Genomic DNA, 20,844 nt, shown 5'->3' with positions numbered 1-20,844 from the left:
ATCCGAAGGGCGGTTGCGCGCCAGCGCAGCCGCCCTTCGGCGTGAGCGGCCATCAGCACCAGCCGTAGCCGTTCGCAGCCAGCCCCGTAGCCAGCCGTAGCCACCGGAAGTCATGCCTCACAGCCTTCGCGGTCCACGACGTTCCCGGTCACGATCCTCCGAGTCGCCGGCCTCCGCACCACGAGACGCCACACCACGAGACGCCGCACCACACGACGCCCCGCCGCGGCCCGGCGGAGGGCCGTCGCACGCCGAGCACGGGGTGCACCTCGCCTTCGGCGCGGATCCGGCGACGTCGATGGTGGTCTCCTGGATCACCCGGGAGCCCGTCGTCCGGCCACTGGCCCGGGTGGTCACGGGCACCGCCGAGGCAGCCCGCGAGGTCGAGGCCGGCACCAGGTCGTACACGGACGCGGCCACCGGGTGGGAGATCTACGCGCACCACGCGCTGCTGGACGAGCTGGCGCCGGACACCGAGTACACCTACGAGATCACGTACCAGACCACGGCGGCCGGAGTCGTCCGCGAGGTGGGCCGGGCGTCGTTCCGGACGGCCCCCCGCGGCCGGGCCGCCTTCACCTTCGCCTGCTTCGGCGATCACGGCACCGACGCGTCCGACGACCCGTTCGGCACGCCGGCCTCCGGCGCGCTCGTCGCCGGCGTCGAGCGGGTGGACCCGCTGTTCACCCTGGTCGACGGCGATCTGGCCTATTCGAACGTCAGCGACGTCCCGCCGCGGGCCTGGGCGGACTGGTTCGCGATGATCAGCACCTCGGCCGCGCGCCGCCCGTGGATGCCGAGTGTCGGCAATCACGAGACCGAGCGGGGAAACGGAGCGCTGGGCCTCGCCGCCTACCAGACCTACTTCCAGCCGCCGGACAACGGCGAGGAGCCGTACCTGGCCGGCCTCTGGTACGCATTCACAGTGGGTGGCGTACGGTTCGTCGTGCTCAGCGGCGACGACGTCTGCTACCAGGACGCCGGCCGCGTCTACCTGCACGGCTACAGCTCGGGTCGGCAGACCGCCTGGCTCGAGCGGCAGTTGGCCGAGGCCCGGGCGGACCAGGCGGTCGACTGGATCATCGTGGCCCTGCACCAAACAGCAGTCTCCACAGCAGAGTTCCACAACGGCGCGGACCTCGGCCTGCGCGAGGCCTGGCTGCCGTTGTTCGACCAGTACGGCGTCGACCTGGTGATCTCCGGGCACGAACACCACTACGAGCGCACACACCCGCTACGGGGGGTTGTGGACGGCAGCACGACGCTGACCCCGCGGCCGGTCCCGGGCTCGGTGTCCGTCGCGGGGGGCGACGGGGGCGATACTGCCACGCTCGACACGTCCGCCGGGACGGTGCACATGCTGATCGGCACCGGCGGCTCGTCCACGCCGTCGGCCGGGCAGCTGTTCGACCCGCCGGCCTGCCGGGTGGTCGTCGGGGTGCGGGAGCGGAAGCCCGGGCAGCGGCAGCGCTCCTCGATCCGTGCGGTCGAGCCGGCCCCGTGGCTGGCGGCCCGCTTCCCCGAGCATCCGTACGCGTTCGCCGCGCTCACGGTCGATCCGGGCGAGCCGGGCGGGACGACCCGCATCCAGGTCACCGTCTACGACTCGGCGGACGCCGTGCCCGTGCCCTTCGACACCTTCACCCTCGCCCGCCCGCGCGCCGACGCGGCCTGATCCGCCGCGCGCCAGGCGACCTCCCCGTACCCGCCCGCCGACGCGGCCTCATCCGTCGCGCCCGCTCGGCGCCACATCCCGACCCGTTTTCGGGATCGACAGGCCCTTCCGGTGACGCCGCACTTCCGGCGATACTGACCTTTGGGTGATACGGACGGGAACCCGACACCTGCTGCCGGTGACCGGCAGGCCTCTGACACGGCACCGGTGGAATCAGCCGCTTTCTGTCGCAGTCCTGACACCGGCCCGGTCTTCGCCGAGTTGTTGCCTTTGGTTATGTATGGAGACGGCTGCCGACACGTCCTATAGCGTGATCGGGTTGTCGTGGCGGGGACGGAGGCCATGGGTAGCTCACTGGTACCGATCATGCTCATCGTGGTGCTTCTGGTGGGCGCGGTGGTTTTCGTCGTCCTGTCCAGTCGCGCACCACGCACCGGCTACGGATCGGGGCGCAAGCGCTCGCTGGAGACGAGACGCTCGCGGCCCGGCAGCATCCCGCTGCGCGACGCCCCGGAGCCGTCGGCTCCGGCCGCGCCGGACCCGCGCGCGCCGGACCCGCAGTCACCAGACGGCGTCGTGCCCGGCTTCACCGAGCCCGCGAGCGCTCCCGCCGCGGTGGAGGTGGCGCAGGCCGCGGACGGCACGAGCCGCGGCACCGGCGGCGCGGCCGATCCGGGCCCGGACACCGGCTCCGCCTGGAGTGACGGTTCCGCCTGGGGCGACAGCGGGTGGGGCGACGCCGACGCCACCCGCATCGACAGTCTGCGCGATCCCGGCCACGGGCCTCCCGGCACGGCGGGAAGTACAGCGAATGACACCGACACGGTCGCGTCCGCTACGGAAAGCGGCGGGACCGGCGGTCACAATATCGGTGGCGCGTACACGTCACGCGCCGATACCGGCGCGGCCCCGGCGGATCCATCCCATGCGGGGGCGTACTTCGCCGGAGCCGCACAGCCCGGCGGGCCCCACGCCGGTGCCCACGGCACGGGGGGTATCGACGTGAGTGGACTCGACTCAGGCGGCAGGGACACCTACATGAACGACAGCCGAGACCCGGACGCCACCGGGTGGACTCCGCCCCCCAGCGGGCGCCCGCACCATGGCGAGACGGACGACGCCGCCTACCGGCTCGCGGTCGACGACCGCGACCCGCTCGCCGGTGGCTTCCCGCACCAGGGGTCGTCGGGGTACTCCGGACCGGCCTCCTACCCCGACCCGACGGCCGGCGAGACGATGCGGATCGGCTCGACCGCGCCGACCGGGCCCGGCGCCGGCGGGTACGGGGCGGCCCCGGTGGGTGGCGAGACGGTCTGGGGCGCGCCACCCGCGGCGGCCTCACCTGAGACGACCGCGCCGACCGTGCCCACCCCCGACCCCTCCGCGCCCGGCCTGGTCGCGGCCGAGCCGGCCCAGACCACGGCTCCCGCCCTGCGGCTGGCCGCGGCCGGTCGCACCCGGCGCGGCAAGCGCGGCGGCCCCAACGAGGACGCCTACGTCGTGTCCGACGGCCTGCTCGCCGTCGCCGACGGCGTGGGCGGGGAGGCCGCCGGCCAGATCGCCTCGACGCTGACGGTCACGACGGTGGCCGGGTTCCGTCCTCAGTACGCCGAGAACCCGGCCGACGGGCTGCGCCAGGCGGTCGCCCGGGCGAACCAGGTCGTGCGGGAGAAGCCCCGGCAGGAGCCGTCCTGGCGAGGCATGGCCTGCACCCTCGACGTGGTCATCCTCGGCCGCCAGCAGTCGACGGGCGAGACGCTGTTCATCGCCCACGTCGGCGACAGCTCCGTCTGGCTGCAGCCGCAGAAGGGCCGACCGCGCCAGGTCACGACGCCGCACGCCATCAAGAACGGCCCGCTGCTCAACGCCATCGGCCTGGCCGACCGGATCGAGGCCGACATCCTGCGCGAGGCGGTGCGGACCGGTGACCGGGTGATCCTCGCCAGTGACGGCATCACGAAGGTGATGACCCCTGAGCAGCTGCTGGGGCTGATGACCGAGCTCGGCCCGGAACCACCGGAGCGGGCCGCGGACGCCCTGGTCGAGGCGGCGCTGCTGGCCGGCGCCCGCGACGACACGACCATCGTCGTCGCCGACCTGGTCCCGGAGCCGTCGGCGCGATGACGGCTCACCGCCCGGAGTGATCGCCGGTGGTTCCCGAGGTCCGTCGGGCGGTCCGGGTCCTCCCGGTCCGCCCGGCAGACCGGGCCGGTTAGGCCGGCTCGCCCGGGTACTGGACCCGCGCCACCTGCTGGGAGGGGTGGTGGCGCGGGCGGCGCGGCTCTACGCGACGCTGCTGTTCGGCCGGATGGGGCGGATCGGCCGATGGCTGCGCCGCCACCTGCTCGGCACGTTCCTCGTGCTCGGGCTGATCGCCCTCGTGCTGAGCCTCATCGGCTCGTACCAGCACTTCTCCGCGGAGCCCGAGACGTTCACCTGGGCGAACGTGATCTTCTTCGCCTCGACGCTCTTCCTCGCCGACGGCACGATGTTCGAGAACGGCGGGCAGTTCCCCCCGGCGCTGGAGATCGCCCGTTTCCTCGCCCCGCTGGCGACGGCCGTCGGTGTCGCCGACGCCGCCAGCACCCTGTTCGCGCACCGGTTCGAACGGTTCCGCGCCCGGCACGCGCACCGGCACGTCATCGTCTGCGGCACCGGGCCGACCGCCTCCGCGCTCGTGGACAAGCTCGTCGGGAACAGCCGGGTCGTGCTCGTCGCCGAGGACGCCGAGCGGGAGTATCCCGACGCGGAGCGGCCCCCGAACCTGCTGCGGGTCATCGGTGACCCGGTGGAGCGGCTCGTCCTGGCCAGTGCGGGGATCATGCGGGCCGACGTCGTCTACAGCTGCCTGGACGACACCGCCTCCAACCTCGCCGTCGCGCTCACCGCCCGTGGCGTCGTGCGGACCAGCCGGGCCGGCAGCCGCCGGATCTCCTCCGCCCGGCTGGACAATCCGCTGCGCTGCCTGGCCCAGGTGGGCGACCTCTCGCTGCTGCCACACCTGCGGGCCCGCCGCATCGGCCTGGAGAACGACCCTGGCTTCCGCCTCGACTTCTTCGCGGTGGAGGTGCTCGGCGCGCACGCCATGCTGAACGGCAACGCGCCCGCCTGGGCCCGGCCGGACGAGTTTCCCGACCTGCGGGCGCGCCCGGCGCCGGTCGTCGTTCTCGGGATGTCCGACCTGGGCCAGGCCGTGGTGATGGAGCTGGCGCGGCGCTGGCGCGACTACAGCTCGCCCGGCTCGCCACCGCTGCGGATCGTCCTGTCGGGGCGGAACGCGACCGTCGAGGCCGCGGCCATGCGCTCGCGGGAGCCGGCGCTGGCCCGGGTCGAGCTGTTGGCCAACGACAGTCCGTCCGGGGAGCTGCCCGTGGCGGTCCTCGAGCTCGACGACCCGGTCGAGGGCGCCCGGACCGTCCCGCCGGAGTTCGTCTACGTCTGCCACGGCGACGAGGAGGAGGCGCTGCTGCGCGGGCTGGAGGTGGCGCGCACGCTGGGTGCCACCAGCCTCGGCGAGCATGGCACCCGGGTCGTCGTGCGCACCGGCCGGCAGCGCAGCTTCGAGGACGTCTTCGGCCCGCGCGAGGCGCCCGACCCGGACGGCCCCGACGACGACCCGGACGCGCCCGTCCCGCCACCGCCCGGACCGGGGCGGCGTGGCGGCGGTGCGCTGCTGGACGACGTCCAGGGCGGGTTGCGGTTCTTCGCGGTCAACGACGAGGCGCTGCCCCTCGATCCCGGGGCGAACGACCTCATCGAGCGCTTCGCGCGGATCATCCACGAGAAGTACCTGTTCAAGGAGATGACCGGCGGCGCGGTCCTGCGTTCGCGGCGGAGCCTGCGCCCCTGGGACGAGCTGGACGACGATCTGCGGGCCGCCAACCTGGCGCAGGCGATCGGGTACAGCGACGTCCTGCGCCGGCGGAACTGGATGCTGATGCCGGCCGGGGAGCACGACCCGGAGTTCGTCTTCACGCCGGAGGAGCTGGAGGAGCTCGCCCAGGCGGAGCATGCCCGCTGGCGGCGCGAGCGGGAGAGCCGCGGGGTGCGGTACGGGCCGGTGGAGCGGGGCGGCTCCGATCCGCGTCACCCGTCCCTCGTCGACTGGGAGCAGCTCTCCCCGGCGGACCAGGACCGCGACCGCGACGTGGTGCGCAACATGCCCCAGGTGCTGGCCACAGCCGGCCTGCGCATCGTGCGGATGACACCTCGCCCACCCGACTGACCGCCCACCCGACTGACCCGCCCACCCGGCTGACCCGCCCACCCGGCTGACCCGCTCGCCTGGCTGGACCCGCTGCGTCAGTGCAGGCGGTGGTCGGCCGGGCAGTCGAGGGCGCTGGCTCGGGTCAGGCCGTCCACGGAGAGCCGGGCGGACAGGCGCACGGCGCCGGCCGACTGGGTGAGGATGCCCGTCCAGCCCCCAGCGGCCCGGAACACGCAGGCGTCACCCTCAGTCAGTTGCCAGTACGGCGTGTAGTGCACCAGGACCGTGGCGACCCCCGGGCTGGCGAACGACACCGCGACGGAGCTGACGCCCAGCTCGGTGAGGGTCGCCGGGCCCCGCACGAGGCCGGACGAATCCCGGACCAGCCAGACCTTCCAGTCGGCGTTCTGCCAGGCCAGCTCCAGGTAGGGCAGGCCGGACCGGAGCAGCTTGGCCTCGGCGACCGCGGACGGGTCGAGGTCGACGTTGGGCAGCGCGACATACGTGACGCCGCGGGCCAGCAGCCACTCGTGGTAGGTCTCGGCGGTGAGCGTCCCGTCGTAGAACAGGGCGTTGTACTTGCTGTCGAGCTGGCGAAGCCAGCCCCGGGCCATGGGCAGCTTCGGGGCGACGTACCGGGCCTCCCAGTGCGCCTGGGTGAAGGGGATCTCGACCCGCCCAGCCGGTACCGGCCCGCCGTTGTCAAGGTAGCCCAGCAGGTCGGTGTAGTACCCGGGAGCGGCGGACGGATCACCATGAGTCACGAACGCGCCGTGGATGGGCCCGATCTGCCATCCGATCAACGGGATGGCGACCAGCGCGAGCGCCCGCGGCCGGGTGGCCAGGAACACCGCGGCGGCGGGACCGGCGAGAAGCGTCGCCGGACGGGTGATGTTCCCCCCGACCTGGGTGGGCACGAAGAAGAACACGATCGCCGCGCCCGCCCACAGCAACAGCCCGTTGCGGACCGCCCGGTGCTCCTTCGGAACAAGGAGCAGCCCGCCACCGATCAGGGCGAGCAACGACAGGAAGGTCACAGCCGGGAAGGGCTGGTAGCCCTCCTCCGGGAAGGCGAGGGCGACGACGATCCCGGCTCCGGCCCCGCCGAAGGCGAGGATCACGCGGCGCGGCAGCGACCCGGTCAGCGCCAGAGCCAGCCCCACCATGAGCACGAACCCGGCGGCCAACGGCGAGGCCAGCGAGGACAGCACCGCCCCGGCCCACACCAGCCACACCCGGCGCTCGCGCGCCCCGACCAGCGCGACCGCGCCGAAGGCCATCCCGAGCGCGAAGGGCATCCGGCCGACCACCAGATTGGCCACGGTGGCCACCGCGAACCACAGCAGCGGCAGGTCCTGACCACGACGCACCCCCGGCCCGCGCAACAGCCTGGCGACGGCGACGGTCGACGCTACGCACGCGAGCGCCCCCACCGCCTGCACGCCCAGGAGGGCGCCCAGTGGGGGGAACAGGACGCTGTAGCCCGGTATCGTATGGCCGCCGTACCAGCCGTCGTCCCACAGCACCGCGCCGCCGTGCTCGAACAGCCACACCCGATACTCCTGGGCAGGGGTGTCGGGGCCGGTCACATCGAGGCACACGCAGATCAGGCACAGGACGGCGGTCAGCAGCCAGGGGCGCCGCCGCACCGCCGTACCCAGAGTCACGGCCCCCTCGACCAGCCTGTTGCGGCGACGGGGTCCCACGGCGAGGCAGGAGGTCTGTGCGAGTGAGTCGTGGCGACGCCCGGTTCCGCCCGGCCGGGGGATCCCCGACGCGGCCGGGGCGTCCACGGTGGTTCCGACCGGTGGTTCGGGCGTCGCGAGCAGACCCACCCGCCACCTCCCCACCTTCCGCCGCCGGTCCGTCCGGCGCCGTGACCACCCAGGGCGACCCACGGGCCGCCCGTCGGGGCGCGGCCGTTCGGGCGGACGGCCCCGCCGAGCTCGTGGGACCATCCCATCCCGAGCGGCACGGCCGCGTCGACCGAGGGGCCGGCGACCGGCCCGCGTGGCGGCTGATCCTGGCCGGCGCGATCGCCGCCGCGCTCGCCATGATCAGTGAGGCTCGGCTCGGGCCGCGAGATCCTGAAGTGGCCGACCCGTCGTCCTGGTGGGGAATTCTCCCATCCGGACAGCCCGCGGACACGGCCAGGGGCGTGCTTGCCGCCACAGCCGGGCTGGCTGTGATCGGGCTCTGTCTGAGCTGGCTGCTCCTGCTGGCACGCGCGCGCCACGGGACGATCTCGCCGCGGGCGGCCGGCGCCGCCGCGCTCGCGTGGGCCGTCCCGTTCGCGGTGGGACCGCCGCTGTTCAGCCGGGACGTCTACGCCTACGCCGCCCAGGGCGAGCTCGCCCGGCACGGTCTCGACCCGGCGACGCACGGCATCAACAGCCTGCTCTCGCGGGAGGCGAGCGGGGATCTGTTCATCGCCGCGGTCGATCCGCGGTGGCGCGACACACACGCCCCCTACGGGGGGTTGGGGGTGGGTGTCGAACGCGCGTGCGCGGCACTCGGTGACCTGCTCGGGACCGGCGCGGCCGGGACGGTCGCCGCGCTGCGGGTGGTCGCCCTGATCTCGACCGTGCTCCTGGTCGCCCTGGCCCTGAGGCTGCCCGGCGGCCCGCGCAGAGCGGACCAGGGTGGCCGTTCTGGTCGGTGCCGTTCTGGTCGGACGGTGGCGATCGTGCTCGCGCTGCTGGCGGCGAACCCGTTCGTGATCATTCATCTGGTCGGCGGCGCGCACCTGGACGCCCTCGCCGCCGCGCTGCTCGTCGCGGCGCTGGTGATCGACCGTGGCCGGGTGGCCGATCACGGCCGGGGGACCGGTCGCGCTCCCAGCTGGGCTCTCGGCGCCACCGCGGTGGCCTTCGCGTGTCTTGCCGGCAGCGTGAAGGCCACCGCGTTCCTCGGCGCCGGCTGGCTGGTCTTCGTCCACGTCCGCGATGCCTGGCACTCCGGACCGGCCGCGGCCGCCGGGCGGCCCGGCCGGCGCGCGGCGATCGGGACGGCGCTCGCCGCGGACACCGTGGCGGCGGCCCTGGCGCTGCTGGCCGGGATGGCCGCAGGCGGATTCGGGCCGACCTGGATAGGCGCGTTGGCCACCTCGGGCAAGCTCGAGACCGGCATCGCGCCCGCCTCGGTCTTCGCGACCCTCGTCGACCTGGCGCCGCGGATCGTCGGCCTCGAGTGGCCCGGAGACTCCGACGCCGTGCTCGGCGCCACCCGCGCCCTCATGCTGGCCGCTGTCGGCCTGACCGTCGCCTGGCTCGCGCTGCGGACCTGGCCGGCACGAGCGACGGCGCGAGCGACGGCGCGGCTGGCGGCACGACCGGCGGCGCAGGCCACCCGGCCGATCACGCCCGACGCCGTCAGGCCGACCGGGCCGAAGCCCGGCCGCCGGGACGACCTGGTTGTCGTGGGCTTCGGGGGGATGGCCCTGGTGCTCGGCTCCCCCGTGGTCTACCCGTGGTATCTCGCTCTGAGCGTGCCGTTCCTGGCCGCGCTGGTCGCGCTCGCCCCGTCCCCGCCCGGACGGCAGACCCGCGCGGCCGTCGGGCTGATCGCCGTCACGTCGGTCTGGCTGTGCCTCGCGACGCTGTCGCCGCTCGCCGCCACCTGGCGACTGCTCGGCCGGGCCGACCCGCTGCTCGGCGCTGCCCTGGTGGTGGTGTTGGCGGCAGTGGTGTCGGCGGCGACTGTGCCGGCGGTCCGTCGCCGGACGACTGTCCGTCGCCGGACGACTGTCCGTCGCCGGACGATTCCCGCGCCGCGGCCCGAAGCGCGTACCAGGCCGCGGTGACGAGCACGGCGTTGCGCGCGACCAGCAGCAGCCCGCCGACGACCCGCCCCTGCACGACGTCGTTGTAGCGCCACGGGTAGACGACCTGCGACAGCACGGCGCAGACGGCGAGCAGCCCCGCCGCGTCGACCTTCCGCCCACGCCACCCGGACCACCCGAGCCGGCCGCCTGCGCTCCCGGAGTGGTCCGATGACTCGGCCCGCACACGCTCGGCGCCGGCGGTGGACGGGCGGACGGCGGCGGCGGCGAGGACGAGCAGCCAGACCAGGTACTGCGGGCTGAGCACCCGCGAGGTGATCACAATCAGCAGGACCAGCGCGAGGCCACGCCCGGCAAGCGACGATGTGCCCTCCGCGTCGATCGAACCGTCCCCGCCCGGCCGGGGGGAGGCGTCCACGGCCCGACCAGGGGACCGCCGCGCCCACCACCACAGGACCGCGGCGGCGATCACGATCACCTCGGCGAGCGAGCAGGCCGTCGCCACCGCCCTGGCGAGCCCGCCGTCGAACTGGAGTGACCCGTAGGAGTACTCCGGGGCGGAGCCGATCCCGAGCATCCGCGCCACGACGAACGGGGTGGCCGGCACCGCCTCGATCTGCAGGCCGCGGGCGCTCTGCGCGTCCAGGAACCCCAGCGCGCCCCGCCACCAACCGGCGAGCACGAGGACGGCGGCCAGGACGGCGGCCGTCACACCCGCGCCCGCCACGATCCGCGCCACCCGGCCCAGCACCGGCGAGCCCGGGCGCGTCAGCCCGCGTCGTCCCAGGGCCACCAGGAGCAACCCGGGCCACACCTTCACCGCCACGCCCAGCGCCACCCAGCCACCGAAACGACCGAGTGAACCAAGCGCACCGAAAGAACCGAACGGGCGGAGGCGCCGCGAGTGCCCCGGCCGACCAGCGCCGTCAGGAGGCTCAGCGTCACCGGAGCCCTGGGCGCCACCGGGCGCGGAGCCGTCCAGGGCGAGGACCGCGGCCAGCGCCGCGGCCGCCGGCACCAGGTCGAACCGGGTCAGCATCACCGGGCCGAGGGCGAGCGTGGCCAGCAGCCAGTACCGGGCCGCCGCGGGTGAGCGGCGGGCCAGCGCCCGGGTGAGCACCGCGTCCACGACGAGCATCAGCAGGTAGAAGGACACCTCATACGGGACGCCGGCCAGCTCGCGCGGCACCGCGGGCAGCGCCAGGACGACCGCCGCGCCCGGCGGGTACTGCCATTTCTCGTCCCCGGGCACCGTCCCGTCACCGACGAGCGTGTGGCCCCACTCCCGGTAGAGATCGACATCACCGAGAACGCTCTGCTGCGCGCCGAACACCTGGCCGGCCAGCGCCAGGGTGAGCAGCAGGGCCCGGCTGACGACCCACCGGACGACCAGCGGCCGTCCTCGCAGGGCCGCGTACCAGCGTGCCGGGCCGCGCGCCCGTCCTGCCGGACCTGCTACTCCCGCGCTGTTCACGATCCCCGGAAGGTACCGGTCGCGGCGGCGGGCGCGGTACCGACGTGGGACAGTCGTAGCCATGCGAGTACGCTGCGCAACCTAGCGTCACACGAGCGGTTACGTGCCTCGAGCCCACGTACCTGCTACCGACAGCAGGAGTCACTCCACGGTGCGCATTTGCGCCCGTGAGCGCGGAGCCCGACGGCGCGCTCCGCGCGTTACGGGTGGCCGGACGCGCCGCGGAGGTGTTCTGTGATCCTCGGGACCGGCTCCGCCTGGGACACGGCGTGCGTGCAGCTCGCCGACGCGGCCCAGCACCTGGGTCTCGACGACGGCATGCACGACCTGCTGCGCACGCCGCGGCGGTCGATCACCGTCTCCGTCCCGCTGCTGCGGGACGACGGGCAGCTGCTCGTCCTGTCCGGCTACCGCGTTCAGCACAACCTCGCCCGCGGACCGGCCAAGGGCGGGCTGCGCTACCACCCGGCCTGCGACCTGGACGAGATCAAGGCGCTGGCCATGTGGATGACGTGGAAGTGCGCGCTGATGGGAATCCCCTACGGCGGCGCGAAGGGCGGCATCGCGGTCGAGCCCGGGCTGCTCTCCCGGCAGGAGCGGGAGCGGATGACCCGCCGGTACGCCGCCGAGCTCGTCCCCCTGATCGGGCCGGACAAGGACATCCCGGCCCCGGACGTCGGCACCGACGAGCAGACCATGGCCTGGATCATGGACACCTACTCGACGCACACCGGCCACACCGCCCCGGGAGTCGTCACGGGCAAGCCGCTGTCCATCGGGGGGTCCGCCGGGCGTGCCGGGGCGACCAGCCGCGGGGTCCAGCTCGCCGCGTTCGCCGCGCTGCGCGAGCTCGGCCGGGACCCTCGGGAGACCACGGTCGCCGTCCAGGGGTTCGGCAAGGTGGGCGCCCTGGCCGCCCAGTACCTGCACGACGCCGGCTGCCGGCTGGTCGCGGTGTCGGACGTGAAGGGCGGCATCCACAACCGGGCGGGGCTGAACCCGTCCGCGCTGATCCGCCACCTGGCCCGCGGGGCCGACACCGTCGTCGGCTACCCGGGCACCGACACGATCACCAACACCGAGCTGCTCGAGCTGAACGTCGACATGCTCGTCCCCGCCGCCATGGAGGGGGTCATCAACATCGGCAACGCGGACCGCGTCCAGGCACCGCTGATCGTCGAGGGCGCGAACGGGCCGGTCACCGCCGAGGCGGACCACGTCCTGACGGGCAAGGGGACGGTGATCGTCCCCGACATCCTCGCCAACGGCGGCGGGGTCGCCGTCTCCTACTTCGAGTGGGTGCAGGACATCCAGGCGTACTTCTGGACCGAGGACCAGGTCAACGACCGGCTGCGCGCTCTCATGCAGCGGTCCTACCAGGAGGTGTCGGCGCTGGCCCGCGAACGGCGGGTGAGCCTGCGGACGGCCGCCCACATCATCGGGGTCGCCCGCGTCGCCGAGGCGCACCGGACCCGCGGCCTGTACCCCTGACGGCCGCCCCACCTCTGAGGCCGGCGTCGCCCGGGCCCCGCAGGCTCACCTCGTCCGCGACCCGGGCGGCCAGCGCGAACAGCGCGGACTCGGCGTCGGCGGGCGAGGTCCGGTTGCGCCGCAGGTGCCCGCAGCTCTCGCAGCGGTGGGTCAGGACGGTCTCGCGCGCGCGCATCTCCACCCCGACGGGACGCATCAACCCGCGGCACGGCGCCGCGCGGTCGCCGGGGTTGACGTCGACATGGCGCGACCAGAGGCAGGCCGGGCAGTGGTTCGTGTACCCGTCGCCGCGCACGGTGGCGCCGCACACCAGGCACGCGAAGTCCTCCGGCGTCCGGGCGAACCGGCGGCCGTCGTCGGCGCCCCGGGCGGCACCGGGCCCGTCCTGAGGCGGTTGCACAGTTCAACGGTAGGGCAGGGCGCGCCCGGGCCGCCCCGCCCGGGCGCCACCGGACGGCTCCGTGCCACCGAACGGGTCCGTGCGGGGGGAGCGTGACCGACGCGCCAGGGTGTGTCCCGGGAACGAACGGGGATGTCGGACGCACAGGGTGAAATAGTGGGCGGCGACCACGCGACCGTGGTGCGTGTACGCCCGCTTGAGCGCCTCCGTAGCGAGGCGGCCCACAAGGAGGTCCCAGCGTGGACGCCGCCCATGCCGAGGCCCGGCGCCGAAGTGTCCCGGGCCCGGCCTCGTCGCCGCGCCCGGGGCGGAGCGGCTCCGCGGACACGGGCCCCGGCGGCCGAACCGGCCACACCGGCCCAGGCGGCTCCGGCCCCGCCGGCTCCAGGCCCGCGGATCCAGGGCCCACAGGTTCCAGGCCCGCGGGTTCCAGGCCAACCGGCTCAGGGCCGGAAAACTCCGGGCCCAGCCAGGCGGCGGCAGGCGGCGCGGCGGGCGGGAGCGCGACCGGCGGCGGCGAGGGTGGCTCCGGCGGTAACGGGCGCGGCGCCAACGGGCTGACGGAACGGGAGGCCCGGGTCCTCGCCTTCGAAAGCCAGTGGTGGCGCTATCCCGGCGCCAAGGAGGCCGCCATCCGGGCGGAGTTCGGCCTGTCGTCAACCCGTTACTACCAGATCCTGAACGTTCTGATCGACTCGCCGGCCGCGCTGGCCGCCGACCCGATGCTCGTCCGCCGACTGCGGCGGTTGCGCGAGCAACGCCGGCGCGCCCGCGCCGGTCATGTGGACGACGCCGGTGAGCCCGGCGACGACGGTTCCGACGACGCCTGAGGAGAGCCCGTGCCCAGAGGCTCCCACGACTTCTCCCGGCACCCGGGTGGTGACCGCCTGCGCATGGCAGGTGCCGCCCTGGTGGCCGTGCTGGCCGTACTGGCCGGAATTCTGCTGGTGAACCTGTTCAACGGGTCCGGCGACTCCGACGACGGCGCCGCCCCGGCGGTGACCGGCGAGCCCGCCGCGCCCTCGGGCGAGCCGGCGCAGGGCGCAGACCGCCCCGAGGACTCCTCCAGCCCGACGCCGTCGGAGCGGGCGACCCCGAGCCGGTCGCCCAGCCCGACACCCGGCCCGCGGCCGTCACCGACGCCGCAATCCGCCCCGGCGCAGCCACCCGCGGCCCCGGGCACCGGGGCGCCGAAGGTCTTCGCGCCTGTCGTCGTGCTGAACAACTCCCGGATCGCGGGTCTCGCGGACAGCGCCGCCAACCGGGTGGAGGCGGCCGGCTTCCGGGTCGAACGGGTCGGCAACTACCTGGGCCAGTACAACGTGCCGGTTTCGACCGTCTTCTACGATCCCGAGGACGCCGACGCCGCGCGCACCCTGCTCGAGACGGTTCCCGGCGTCGAGCGCATGGTGCCCCGCGCAGAAACGAGGATCATCGAGACCGACACCCTGATCCTGGTCGTCACCCGTGACTTCCCGACCGACGACCAGCCCTGACAACGGCCCACCAGCAGCCACCATCCCTCACAAACGACGTGACCGGGAAGGGATCGTGACCGACTCCTCCGCGCCCTCGCCGCCCGCTCCCGCGGGTGCCCACGCCACCGCCGAGCCTGCCCCCGCCCCGCGCACCCTGGCCGGCGGCGCCGGCCTGGCCGCCCTGCTGACAACGCCGGACAAGGCGCTCGTCGCCCTCGACTACGACGGCACCCTCGCCCCGATCGTCTCCCGGCCCTCCGACGCGGTGCCCGCGCCCGGCGCGATGGCCGCGCTGGGGCGGATCTCCCGCCGCGTCGGCACCGTCGCGATCATCACCGGCCGGCCGGTGGACGCCGTCCTCGAGCTCACCGGGGCGGAGCGGTTCACCGATCTCGGGCACCTGCTCGTCCTCGGCCAGTACGGGCTGCAGCGGTGGGACGCCGAGACCCGGCAGACCACCGCCCCGGAACCACTGCCCGGGGTGGAGGCGCTGCGCTCGGCACTGCCGGACGCACTGCACGACGCGCCGGCCGGAACGTCGGTCGAGGACAAGCGGCACGCGCTGGTCGTCCACGTGCGGCGGACCGCCGACCCCGACGCCGCGCTGGCGGCGCTCACCCCGGCGCTGACCAGGCTCGCCGAGGAGTACGGGCTCGAGGCGGCGCCGGGCAAGCGGGTCCTGGAGCTACGCCCGCCCGGTCACGACAAGGGCCGTGCCCTGCGCGGGCTCGTCGCCGAGCGGGCGGCCCGGTCCGTCCTCGTCGCCGGCGACGACTACGGGGATCTCCCCGCCTTCGAGGCGGTCGACGAGCTGCGGGCCGGCGGCCTGGGCGCGATCACCGTGTGCAGCGACAGCCCGGAGGTGCCCGACGTGCTGCGCGAGCGGGCGGATCTGGTCGTCAGCGGCCCGACCGGCATGGTCACCCTGCTGGAGGTACTCGCCGACCGCCTCGGCGCCTGACCCGCGACGTCGACTCGAGGCGTGACCCGGGACGACCGCTCGGGGCCTGACCCGGGGAACCGGATCAGCCGGCGCGGTCCGGTTCCGCCGGCGCGTGGCCGCGGATCTCGTCCAGCTGCGCCTGGAACCAGGCCCGCGGCGGCAGCTCACCGGCGACGGCGGCCAGCCGCCGGGCCCGCTCGCGCCGCTCGGCCGCCGGCATGACCAGCGCGGTGTGCATCGCCTCCGCGGTGGCCGTCACGTCGAACGGGTTCACCACGACCGCGTCGGCGCCCATCTGTGAGCACGCCCCCGCCTCCCGGGAGAGGACGAGGACCCCGCCGTCGGCCGAGACCACCATCCCCTCCTTGGCGACGAGGTTCATCCCGTCCCGGATCGGGTTCACCACGAGGACGTCCGCGAGCGTCATGGCGGCCAGCGAGCGCGGGAAGTCGTCGTTGATCTCCAGGTGCACCGGCAGCCAGGTGTCCGTCCCGAACTCGTCCTCGATCTCGGCGGCGAGGCGCTGGACGGCCGCCGTGTACTCGCGGTACTCGGGCAGGTCGTGGCGGGACGGGTAGGCGCACACCAGGTGCATGACCCGGCCGTGCCACTCCGGGTGCGAGCGGAGCAGCTCGCGGTAGGCCTCCAGGCCGCGGACGATGTTCTTGGACAGCTCGGTGCGGTCGACCCGGACCACCAGGCGGCAGCCCCCCGCCAGCTCGCGCAGCTCGGCCGCGCGGGCACGGACGTCGGGGCGGGCGGCACGGTCCCGCAGCTCGGCGGCGTCCACTCCGAGGGGGTACAGGCTGGTGCGCACGGTGCGCCCGCCGGCGGTGACGGTGTCGCCCACCACCTCGGCGCCGAGGATCTCGGCGCAGCAGTCGCGGAAGGCCGCCGCCCACGCCGGGGCGAGGAAGCCGAGCCGGTCCGCCCCGAGCATGCCGTGCAGGATCGCCGCGGACACGTCGTCGGGCAGCATCCGGAAGTACTCCGGCGGGGACCACGGCGTATGGCTGAAATGGGCTATCCGCAGGTCCGGCCGCATCTGGCGCAGCCGGGCGGGGACCAGCGTCAGGTGGTAGTCCTGGACAAGCACGCACGCCCCCGGCGCCGCCAGCTCGGCCAGCGCGTCCGCGAACGCCGCGTTGTACGCCTCGTAGGCGGCCCAGTCCTTGCGGAAGGACGCGCCGAAGCTCGGCTCCGTCGCCGGCGCGTGCAACAGGTGCAGGACGAACCAGAGCGTCCGGTTGGCGACCGCGTTGTAGGCGCGGTCGAACAGCACGCGGTCGAGGTCCAGCATCCGCACCGAGGCGCCGCCGGTGTCGTAGCCGCTGCGGTCGATGCGGCCGCCCGGAGCGGAGCGGGCGGCCCGCCGGTCGGCGTCGCTGAGGGCCGCGCAGACCCAGACGATCTCCCGGCCGTCCTCGGGCGTGTCCTGGACGACCTGGGCCAGGCCGCTGACCAGACCGCCGCCGCCGCGCCGGGGATGCAGCAGGCCGTCGTCGCCGACGACGAACGACACCGGACCCCGGTTCGACGCGATCAGCAGATCGGCCTGGGCCGGGTACTCGCTCCCGGGCGCCGTGAACTCCCCGATGCCCGGCATGTGACGCACACAGCGGAGCGTAGGCCATCGGGTGCCCTGTCGGGGCGCCACCCGCAAGCACCGCGGGTGCGCGCCGCCGGAATGCCGCCCGGCAGTGCCGCCGCGACGGGGCCCGCGGTCAGCCGGCGCCGAGCGCGGCGCGCACCGCGGTGGCCCAACCTGCGCCGAGCGGGCCGTCCTCGACCACCACGTTGTCGTAGGCCGGGAGCAGCGCGGCGATGTCCGGGTGGCGCACCGCGTTGGCCACCAGGTGCATCCGCCCCACCGAACGGGCCATCGCGAGATCACTGGCGGAGTCGCCGATGGCGATCGCCTCGGCCGGGTCCACCCCGCGCCGCCTGAGGTCGTGCGCGACGGCGTCGCCCTTGCTGACGCCGTCCGGCACCAGGTGGTAGACGTGCGGGTGCACGCCGAGATCGGGCATGTGCGCCGGTGAGATGAGCCCGTTGTCGCGCATGCTCAGCCAGCCGAAACCGGACTCGGCCAGCCAGCCGTCCACCTCGGCGACGTCGATCCGGCCACGCAGCATGACGTCCACCTCGCGGCCGGTGTGCCAGGGGGTGTGCAGCTCCAGGCGGCCGGGGTGCAGCTTGATCAGCTCGTCGAGCAGACTCTCCGGCACCCGCTCGAACGAGTCGGGCATCGCGCCGCGCAGGATCTCGGTGTCGAGCCCGGTGTTCCATCCGATGATCGCGCCCAGCTCGCCGATGAACCCGTCGGCGCCGAAGATCCCGGCGGCCTCCACGAGCTGCGGCCTCGTCCGCCCGGAGACCAGCACCAGCGCGATGTCCGCGTCGTGCAGGTCGACGAGTGCGCGGGCGGGGTCAAGGGTGGTGTCGCCGCCCTCGGCCCGGAAGAAGCAGCCCCGCGGGCCGACCATCGTTCCGTCGAGATCGGTGTAGACCACACGAACGCTCACGCTTCGGGCTCCCTGGTGTCGGTCCGGCGAGATCGCGGCCGGCGGCAAGCGGCCCAGGTGACGCGGGCACACGGCCCCTCGACCCGACCGCAGCCCACCTCAGGACGTGTCATCGAAGCACCTGTGGCACACGGCAAACCGCTGGAACTCCGGTGCACGCCTGTCCGCACGCGGTCTACAGTACGGACAGACAACTTCATCTGGCTCATCCAGAGGGGCAGAGGGAACGGCCCAGCGAAGCCCCGGCAACCACCGTCGCATCCATGCGCGGCAGGTGCTAATTCCGACCCGGGACGCAGCCGGCTCCCGGGAAAGATGAGGAGTTCCGCATGACTCTCGCGCCCGAGCGCGCCACTCTCCCGAGCCCGGACGCCGCCAACCCCGCCGTCTCGCTGTCCTGTCGTCACTGCGGTGCCACCTACCCGCTGTCGGCCACCCACGTCTGCGTCGAGTGTTTCGCGCCGCTCGAGATCGCCTACGACGAGGACCGGCTGCGCAAGGTCACCCGGGCGTCGATCGAGGCCGGGCCGTCCAACCTGTGGCGGTACGTCGGCCTGCTGCCCGCCGGGCACGTCGCCGAACGGCGCGTCTCGCTCGACGCCGGCTGGACCCCGCTGCGACCCGCCCAGCGCCTCGCCGCCGAGCTCGGCATGCGCACCCTGTGGGTCAAGGACGACAGCGCGAACCCGACCCACTCGTTCAAGGACCGGGTCGTCTCGGTGGCCCTCACCGCCGCCCGCGAGCTCGGCTTCCACACCGTCGCCTGCGCGTCCACCGGGAACCTCGCCCAGTCCGTCGCCGCCCACGCCGCGTCCGCCGGCCTGCGCTCGGTCGTGCTCGTCCCGCACGACCTGGAAGCCGGCAAGACCGTGTCGACGGCCGTGTACGGCGGCACCCTCGTCGCGATCAAGGGCAACTACGACGACGTCAACCGGCTGTGCAGCGAGCTGGCCGGCGAGTACGAGTGGGCGTTCGTCAACGTCAACGTCCGGCCGTTCTACGCGGAGGGCTCGAAGACCCTCGGCTACGAGGTCGCCGAGCAGCTCGGCTGGCGCATCCCCGGCCAGGTCGTGGTGCCGATCGCCTCCGGCTCCCTGCTGACCAAGGTCGACAAGGCGTTCGGCGAGCTCGGCCGCCTCGGGCTCGTCGAGCCAACCCCGTACAAGGTCTTCGGCGCCCAGGCCGCCGGCTGCAACCCCGTCGCCGCCGCCTACGCCCGCGGCGCCGACACGGTCGCCCCGGTGAAGCCGTCGACGATCGCCAAGTCCCTCTCGATCGGCAATCCGGCGGACGGCCCCTACGCCCTCGACGTCGCCCGCCGCACCGGCGGCGCCATCACCGACGTCACCGACGACGAGATCGTGGACGGCATCCGCCTCCTGGCCCGCACCGAGGGGATCTTCGGGGAGACCGCCGGCGGCGTCACCGTCGCCTGCCTGCGCCGCCTACTGAACGAGGGCCTCCTCGACCCGGACGTCGAGACGGTGATCTACAACACCGGCGACGGGCTGAAGACCCTCGACCCGCTGGTCTCCACAGGTGGCCCCACCGCCACGATCCCGCCTTCGCTCTCCGCGTTCGAGGCCGCCGGCCTCGGCGACGACTAGCCTCCCGCTCTCCCCGACGAAGCGTCGGCCCCGGCCCCGGCCCCGGCCAATCTCCACCATTCGGGCACTCGAGAAAACCGTGGCGGGTGAGTGAGTCCATGGACTCACTCACCCGCCACACATCTGCGCGGGCCAGGCAGCCGGTCCGGTGGGCCCGAGGCCGGTGGGCCCGAGGCCGGAGTTGGGCACCGTTCTGGGCCGAGAGCAGTGGTGGGCCGCCCGGGGCCGGAGACGAACTGGGCCGTAGCCGGACGGTGGGCCGTCCCGAGTCGTCCGGGGAGGAGTCCCGAGTCGTCCGGGAGGAACGGAGCGGGGTGGGACGAACCTGGTCCGGCTGGCGGGTGGGGTCGGGGGCGTTGTGCGCGTAGCAGGGTGGGGGTTGTACGCGGGTGGTCCGGCGGGTGGTCCGGATGGGGCTGTTCGGCACCGGTTCCGCCTGGGGTCACGCCGATTTCCTGCCAGCGTCACCGCAGGCGGGAAGGCCTTCGGGGCCCGCCGCCACGCCGGTGGGACACGGGGGGCGAGCTTGCACTCACCCATACCGAGTGCTAAACAGGAGTTGGCACTCTCCCCATGGGAGTGCCAAGGGCTGAAACGACGAGGCTTCCTGGTCATCCTTCCGTTCGCACGGGGGCCGGGTCGGAGCCGTCCGTCGCGGGCGTCGTTGTGGCCAGGCCATCGAACTGCCATCCCCCTGGGAGGACCCAGACACCATGCCGAAGATCATTGCCTTCGACGAGGAGGCACGGCGCGGCCTGGAGCGCGGCATGAACCAGCTGGCCGACGCGGTCAAGGTCACGCTCGGCCCCAAGGGTCGCAACGTCGTGCTGGAGAAGAAGTGGGGCGTCCCCACGATCACCAACGACGGCGTCAGCATCGCCAAGGAGATCGAGCTCGAGGACCCGTACGAGAAGATCGGCGCGGAGCTCGTCAAGGAAGTCGCGAAGAAGACCAACGACGTCGCGGGTGACGGCACCACCACCGCCACGATCCTCGCCCAGGCTCTGGTGCGCGAGGGCCTGCGCAACGTCGCCGCCGGTGCGAACCCGATGGGCCTGAAGAAGGGCATCGAGGCCGCCGTCGAGCGTGTCTCCGAGGAGCTCTCCAGCGTCGCCAAGGACGTGGAGACCAAGGAGCAGATCGCCTCCACCGCCTCCATCTCCGCCGGTGACCCGGCCATCGGCAGCATGATCGCCGAGGCGATGGACAAGGTCGGCAAGGAAGGCGTCATCACCGTCGAGGAGAGCAACACCTTCGGGCTCG

14 protein-coding genes and 1 riboswitch are annotated in these 20,844 nt (G+C 74.0%); of the genes, 10 read left to right on the top strand and 4 right to left on the bottom strand.

Features of this window, described 5'->3' with window-relative positions; translation table 11 throughout:
* Positions 1-262: 262 nt before the first annotated feature.
* The 3 genes from MXD62_RS22820 to MXD62_RS22810 all read left to right on the top strand — a co-directional run bounded on the left by MXD62_RS22820 (position 263) and on the right by MXD62_RS22810 (position 5,900).
* Positions 263-1,675: a metallophosphoesterase family protein gene (locus tag MXD62_RS22820; RefSeq protein ID WP_248831514.1), complete on the top strand. Its 1,413-nt coding sequence runs from the start codon at positions 263-265 to the stop codon at positions 1,673-1,675.
* 342 nt (positions 1,676-2,017) lie between these two features.
* A complete protein-coding gene (locus MXD62_RS22815; protein ID WP_248831513.1) occupies positions 2,018-3,799 on the top strand; it encodes a PP2C family serine/threonine-protein phosphatase in 1,782 nt (593 codons plus the stop codon).
* 184 nt (positions 3,800-3,983) lie between these two features.
* Positions 3,984-5,900, top strand: coding sequence for an NAD-binding protein (locus MXD62_RS22810; protein WP_248831553.1), 1,917 nt, complete (start codon positions 3,984-3,986; stop codon positions 5,898-5,900).
* A gap of 77 nt (positions 5,901-5,977) precedes the next feature.
* On the opposite strand, the gene MXD62_RS22805 is transcribed toward MXD62_RS22810, so the two are convergent.
* Entirely contained in the window at positions 5,978-7,717 is a 1,740-nt protein-coding gene (locus MXD62_RS22805; RefSeq protein WP_248831512.1) for a DUF2079 domain-containing protein, read from the bottom strand.
* A 41-nt stretch (positions 7,718-7,758) separates the two neighbouring features.
* On the opposite strand from MXD62_RS22805, the gene mptB reads away from it, so the two are divergent.
* Together mptB and MXD62_RS22795 are read left to right on the top strand one after the other, a co-directional pair.
* Positions 7,759-9,684 (top strand): polyprenol phosphomannose-dependent alpha 1,6 mannosyltransferase MptB, encoded by a 1,926-nt coding sequence (gene mptB, locus MXD62_RS22800; RefSeq protein ID WP_248831511.1) that lies wholly within the window; start codon positions 7,759-7,761, stop codon positions 9,682-9,684.
* 1,687 nt (positions 9,685-11,371) lie between these two features.
* The gene (locus tag MXD62_RS22795; RefSeq protein WP_248831510.1) at positions 11,372-12,628 is read left to right on the top strand and encodes a Glu/Leu/Phe/Val dehydrogenase; all 1,257 of its coding nucleotides are present in this window, start codon (positions 11,372-11,374) and stop codon (positions 12,626-12,628) included.
* Here MXD62_RS22795 and MXD62_RS22790 read toward each other — a convergent pair.
* Positions 12,573-13,028, bottom strand: a complete 456-nt coding sequence (locus MXD62_RS22790) for an RNHCP domain-containing protein (RefSeq protein WP_248831509.1) — start codon at positions 13,026-13,028, stop codon at positions 12,573-12,575. The two genes, MXD62_RS22795 and MXD62_RS22790, sit on opposite strands and share 56 nt — an antisense overlap.
* Before the next feature lie 239 nt (positions 13,029-13,267).
* Here MXD62_RS22790 and MXD62_RS40840 point away from each other — a divergent pair, with 239 nt between their 5' ends.
* Genes MXD62_RS40840 through otsB form a run of 3 tightly spaced genes read left to right on the top strand, consistent with a single transcriptional unit; the run spans position 13,268 to position 15,467 of the window.
* The gene (locus tag MXD62_RS40840; RefSeq protein WP_368862437.1) at positions 13,268-13,858 is read left to right on the top strand and encodes a DUF3263 domain-containing protein; all 591 of its coding nucleotides are present in this window, start codon (positions 13,268-13,270) and stop codon (positions 13,856-13,858) included.
* A gap of 9 nt (positions 13,859-13,867) precedes the next feature.
* Positions 13,868-14,524: a LytR C-terminal domain-containing protein gene (locus MXD62_RS22780; RefSeq protein ID WP_248831508.1), complete on the top strand. Its 657-nt coding sequence runs from the start codon at positions 13,868-13,870 to the stop codon at positions 14,522-14,524.
* Positions 14,525-14,579: 55 nt separating this feature from the next.
* Positions 14,580-15,467 (top strand): trehalose-phosphatase, encoded by an 888-nt coding sequence (gene otsB, locus MXD62_RS22775; RefSeq protein WP_012157623.1) that lies wholly within the window; start codon positions 14,580-14,582, stop codon positions 15,465-15,467.
* Positions 15,468-15,531: 64 nt separating this feature from the next.
* Here the strand turns inward: otsB and MXD62_RS22770 are convergent, their stop codons facing one another.
* The gene (locus tag MXD62_RS22770; RefSeq protein WP_248831552.1) at positions 15,532-17,055 is read right to left on the bottom strand and encodes a trehalose-6-phosphate synthase; all 1,524 of its coding nucleotides are present in this window, start codon (positions 17,053-17,055) and stop codon (positions 15,532-15,534) included.
* 118 nt (positions 17,056-17,173) lie between these two features.
* Complete coding sequence (locus MXD62_RS22765; protein WP_248831507.1) at positions 17,174-17,974, bottom strand: HAD hydrolase family protein; 801 nt, start codon at positions 17,972-17,974, stop codon at positions 17,174-17,176.
* A gap of 202 nt (positions 17,975-18,176) precedes the next feature.
* Positions 18,177-18,296, top strand: a riboswitch (SAM riboswitch).
* A 7-nt stretch (positions 18,297-18,303) separates the two neighbouring features.
* Between MXD62_RS22765 and thrC the strand changes: the two genes are divergently transcribed.
* Both thrC and MXD62_RS22755 read left to right on the top strand, forming a co-directional pair.
* A complete protein-coding gene (gene thrC, locus MXD62_RS22760) occupies positions 18,304-19,581 on the top strand; it encodes a threonine synthase (RefSeq protein WP_012157620.1) in 1,278 nt (425 codons plus the stop codon).
* A 713-nt stretch (positions 19,582-20,294) separates the two neighbouring features.
* Positions 20,295-20,844: TCP-1/cpn60 chaperonin family protein (locus MXD62_RS22755; RefSeq protein ID WP_285224148.1), on the top strand; the 550-nt coding region annotated here is incomplete at its 3' end.

Source organism: Frankia sp. Mgl5, from assembly GCF_023242985.1.
Taxonomy (GTDB): domain Bacteria; phylum Actinomycetota; class Actinomycetes; order Frankiales; family Frankiaceae; genus Parafrankia; species Parafrankia soli.
The sequence above is the reverse complement of the archived record's forward strand: the minus strand, read 5'-3'. Positions and strand labels throughout refer to the sequence as shown.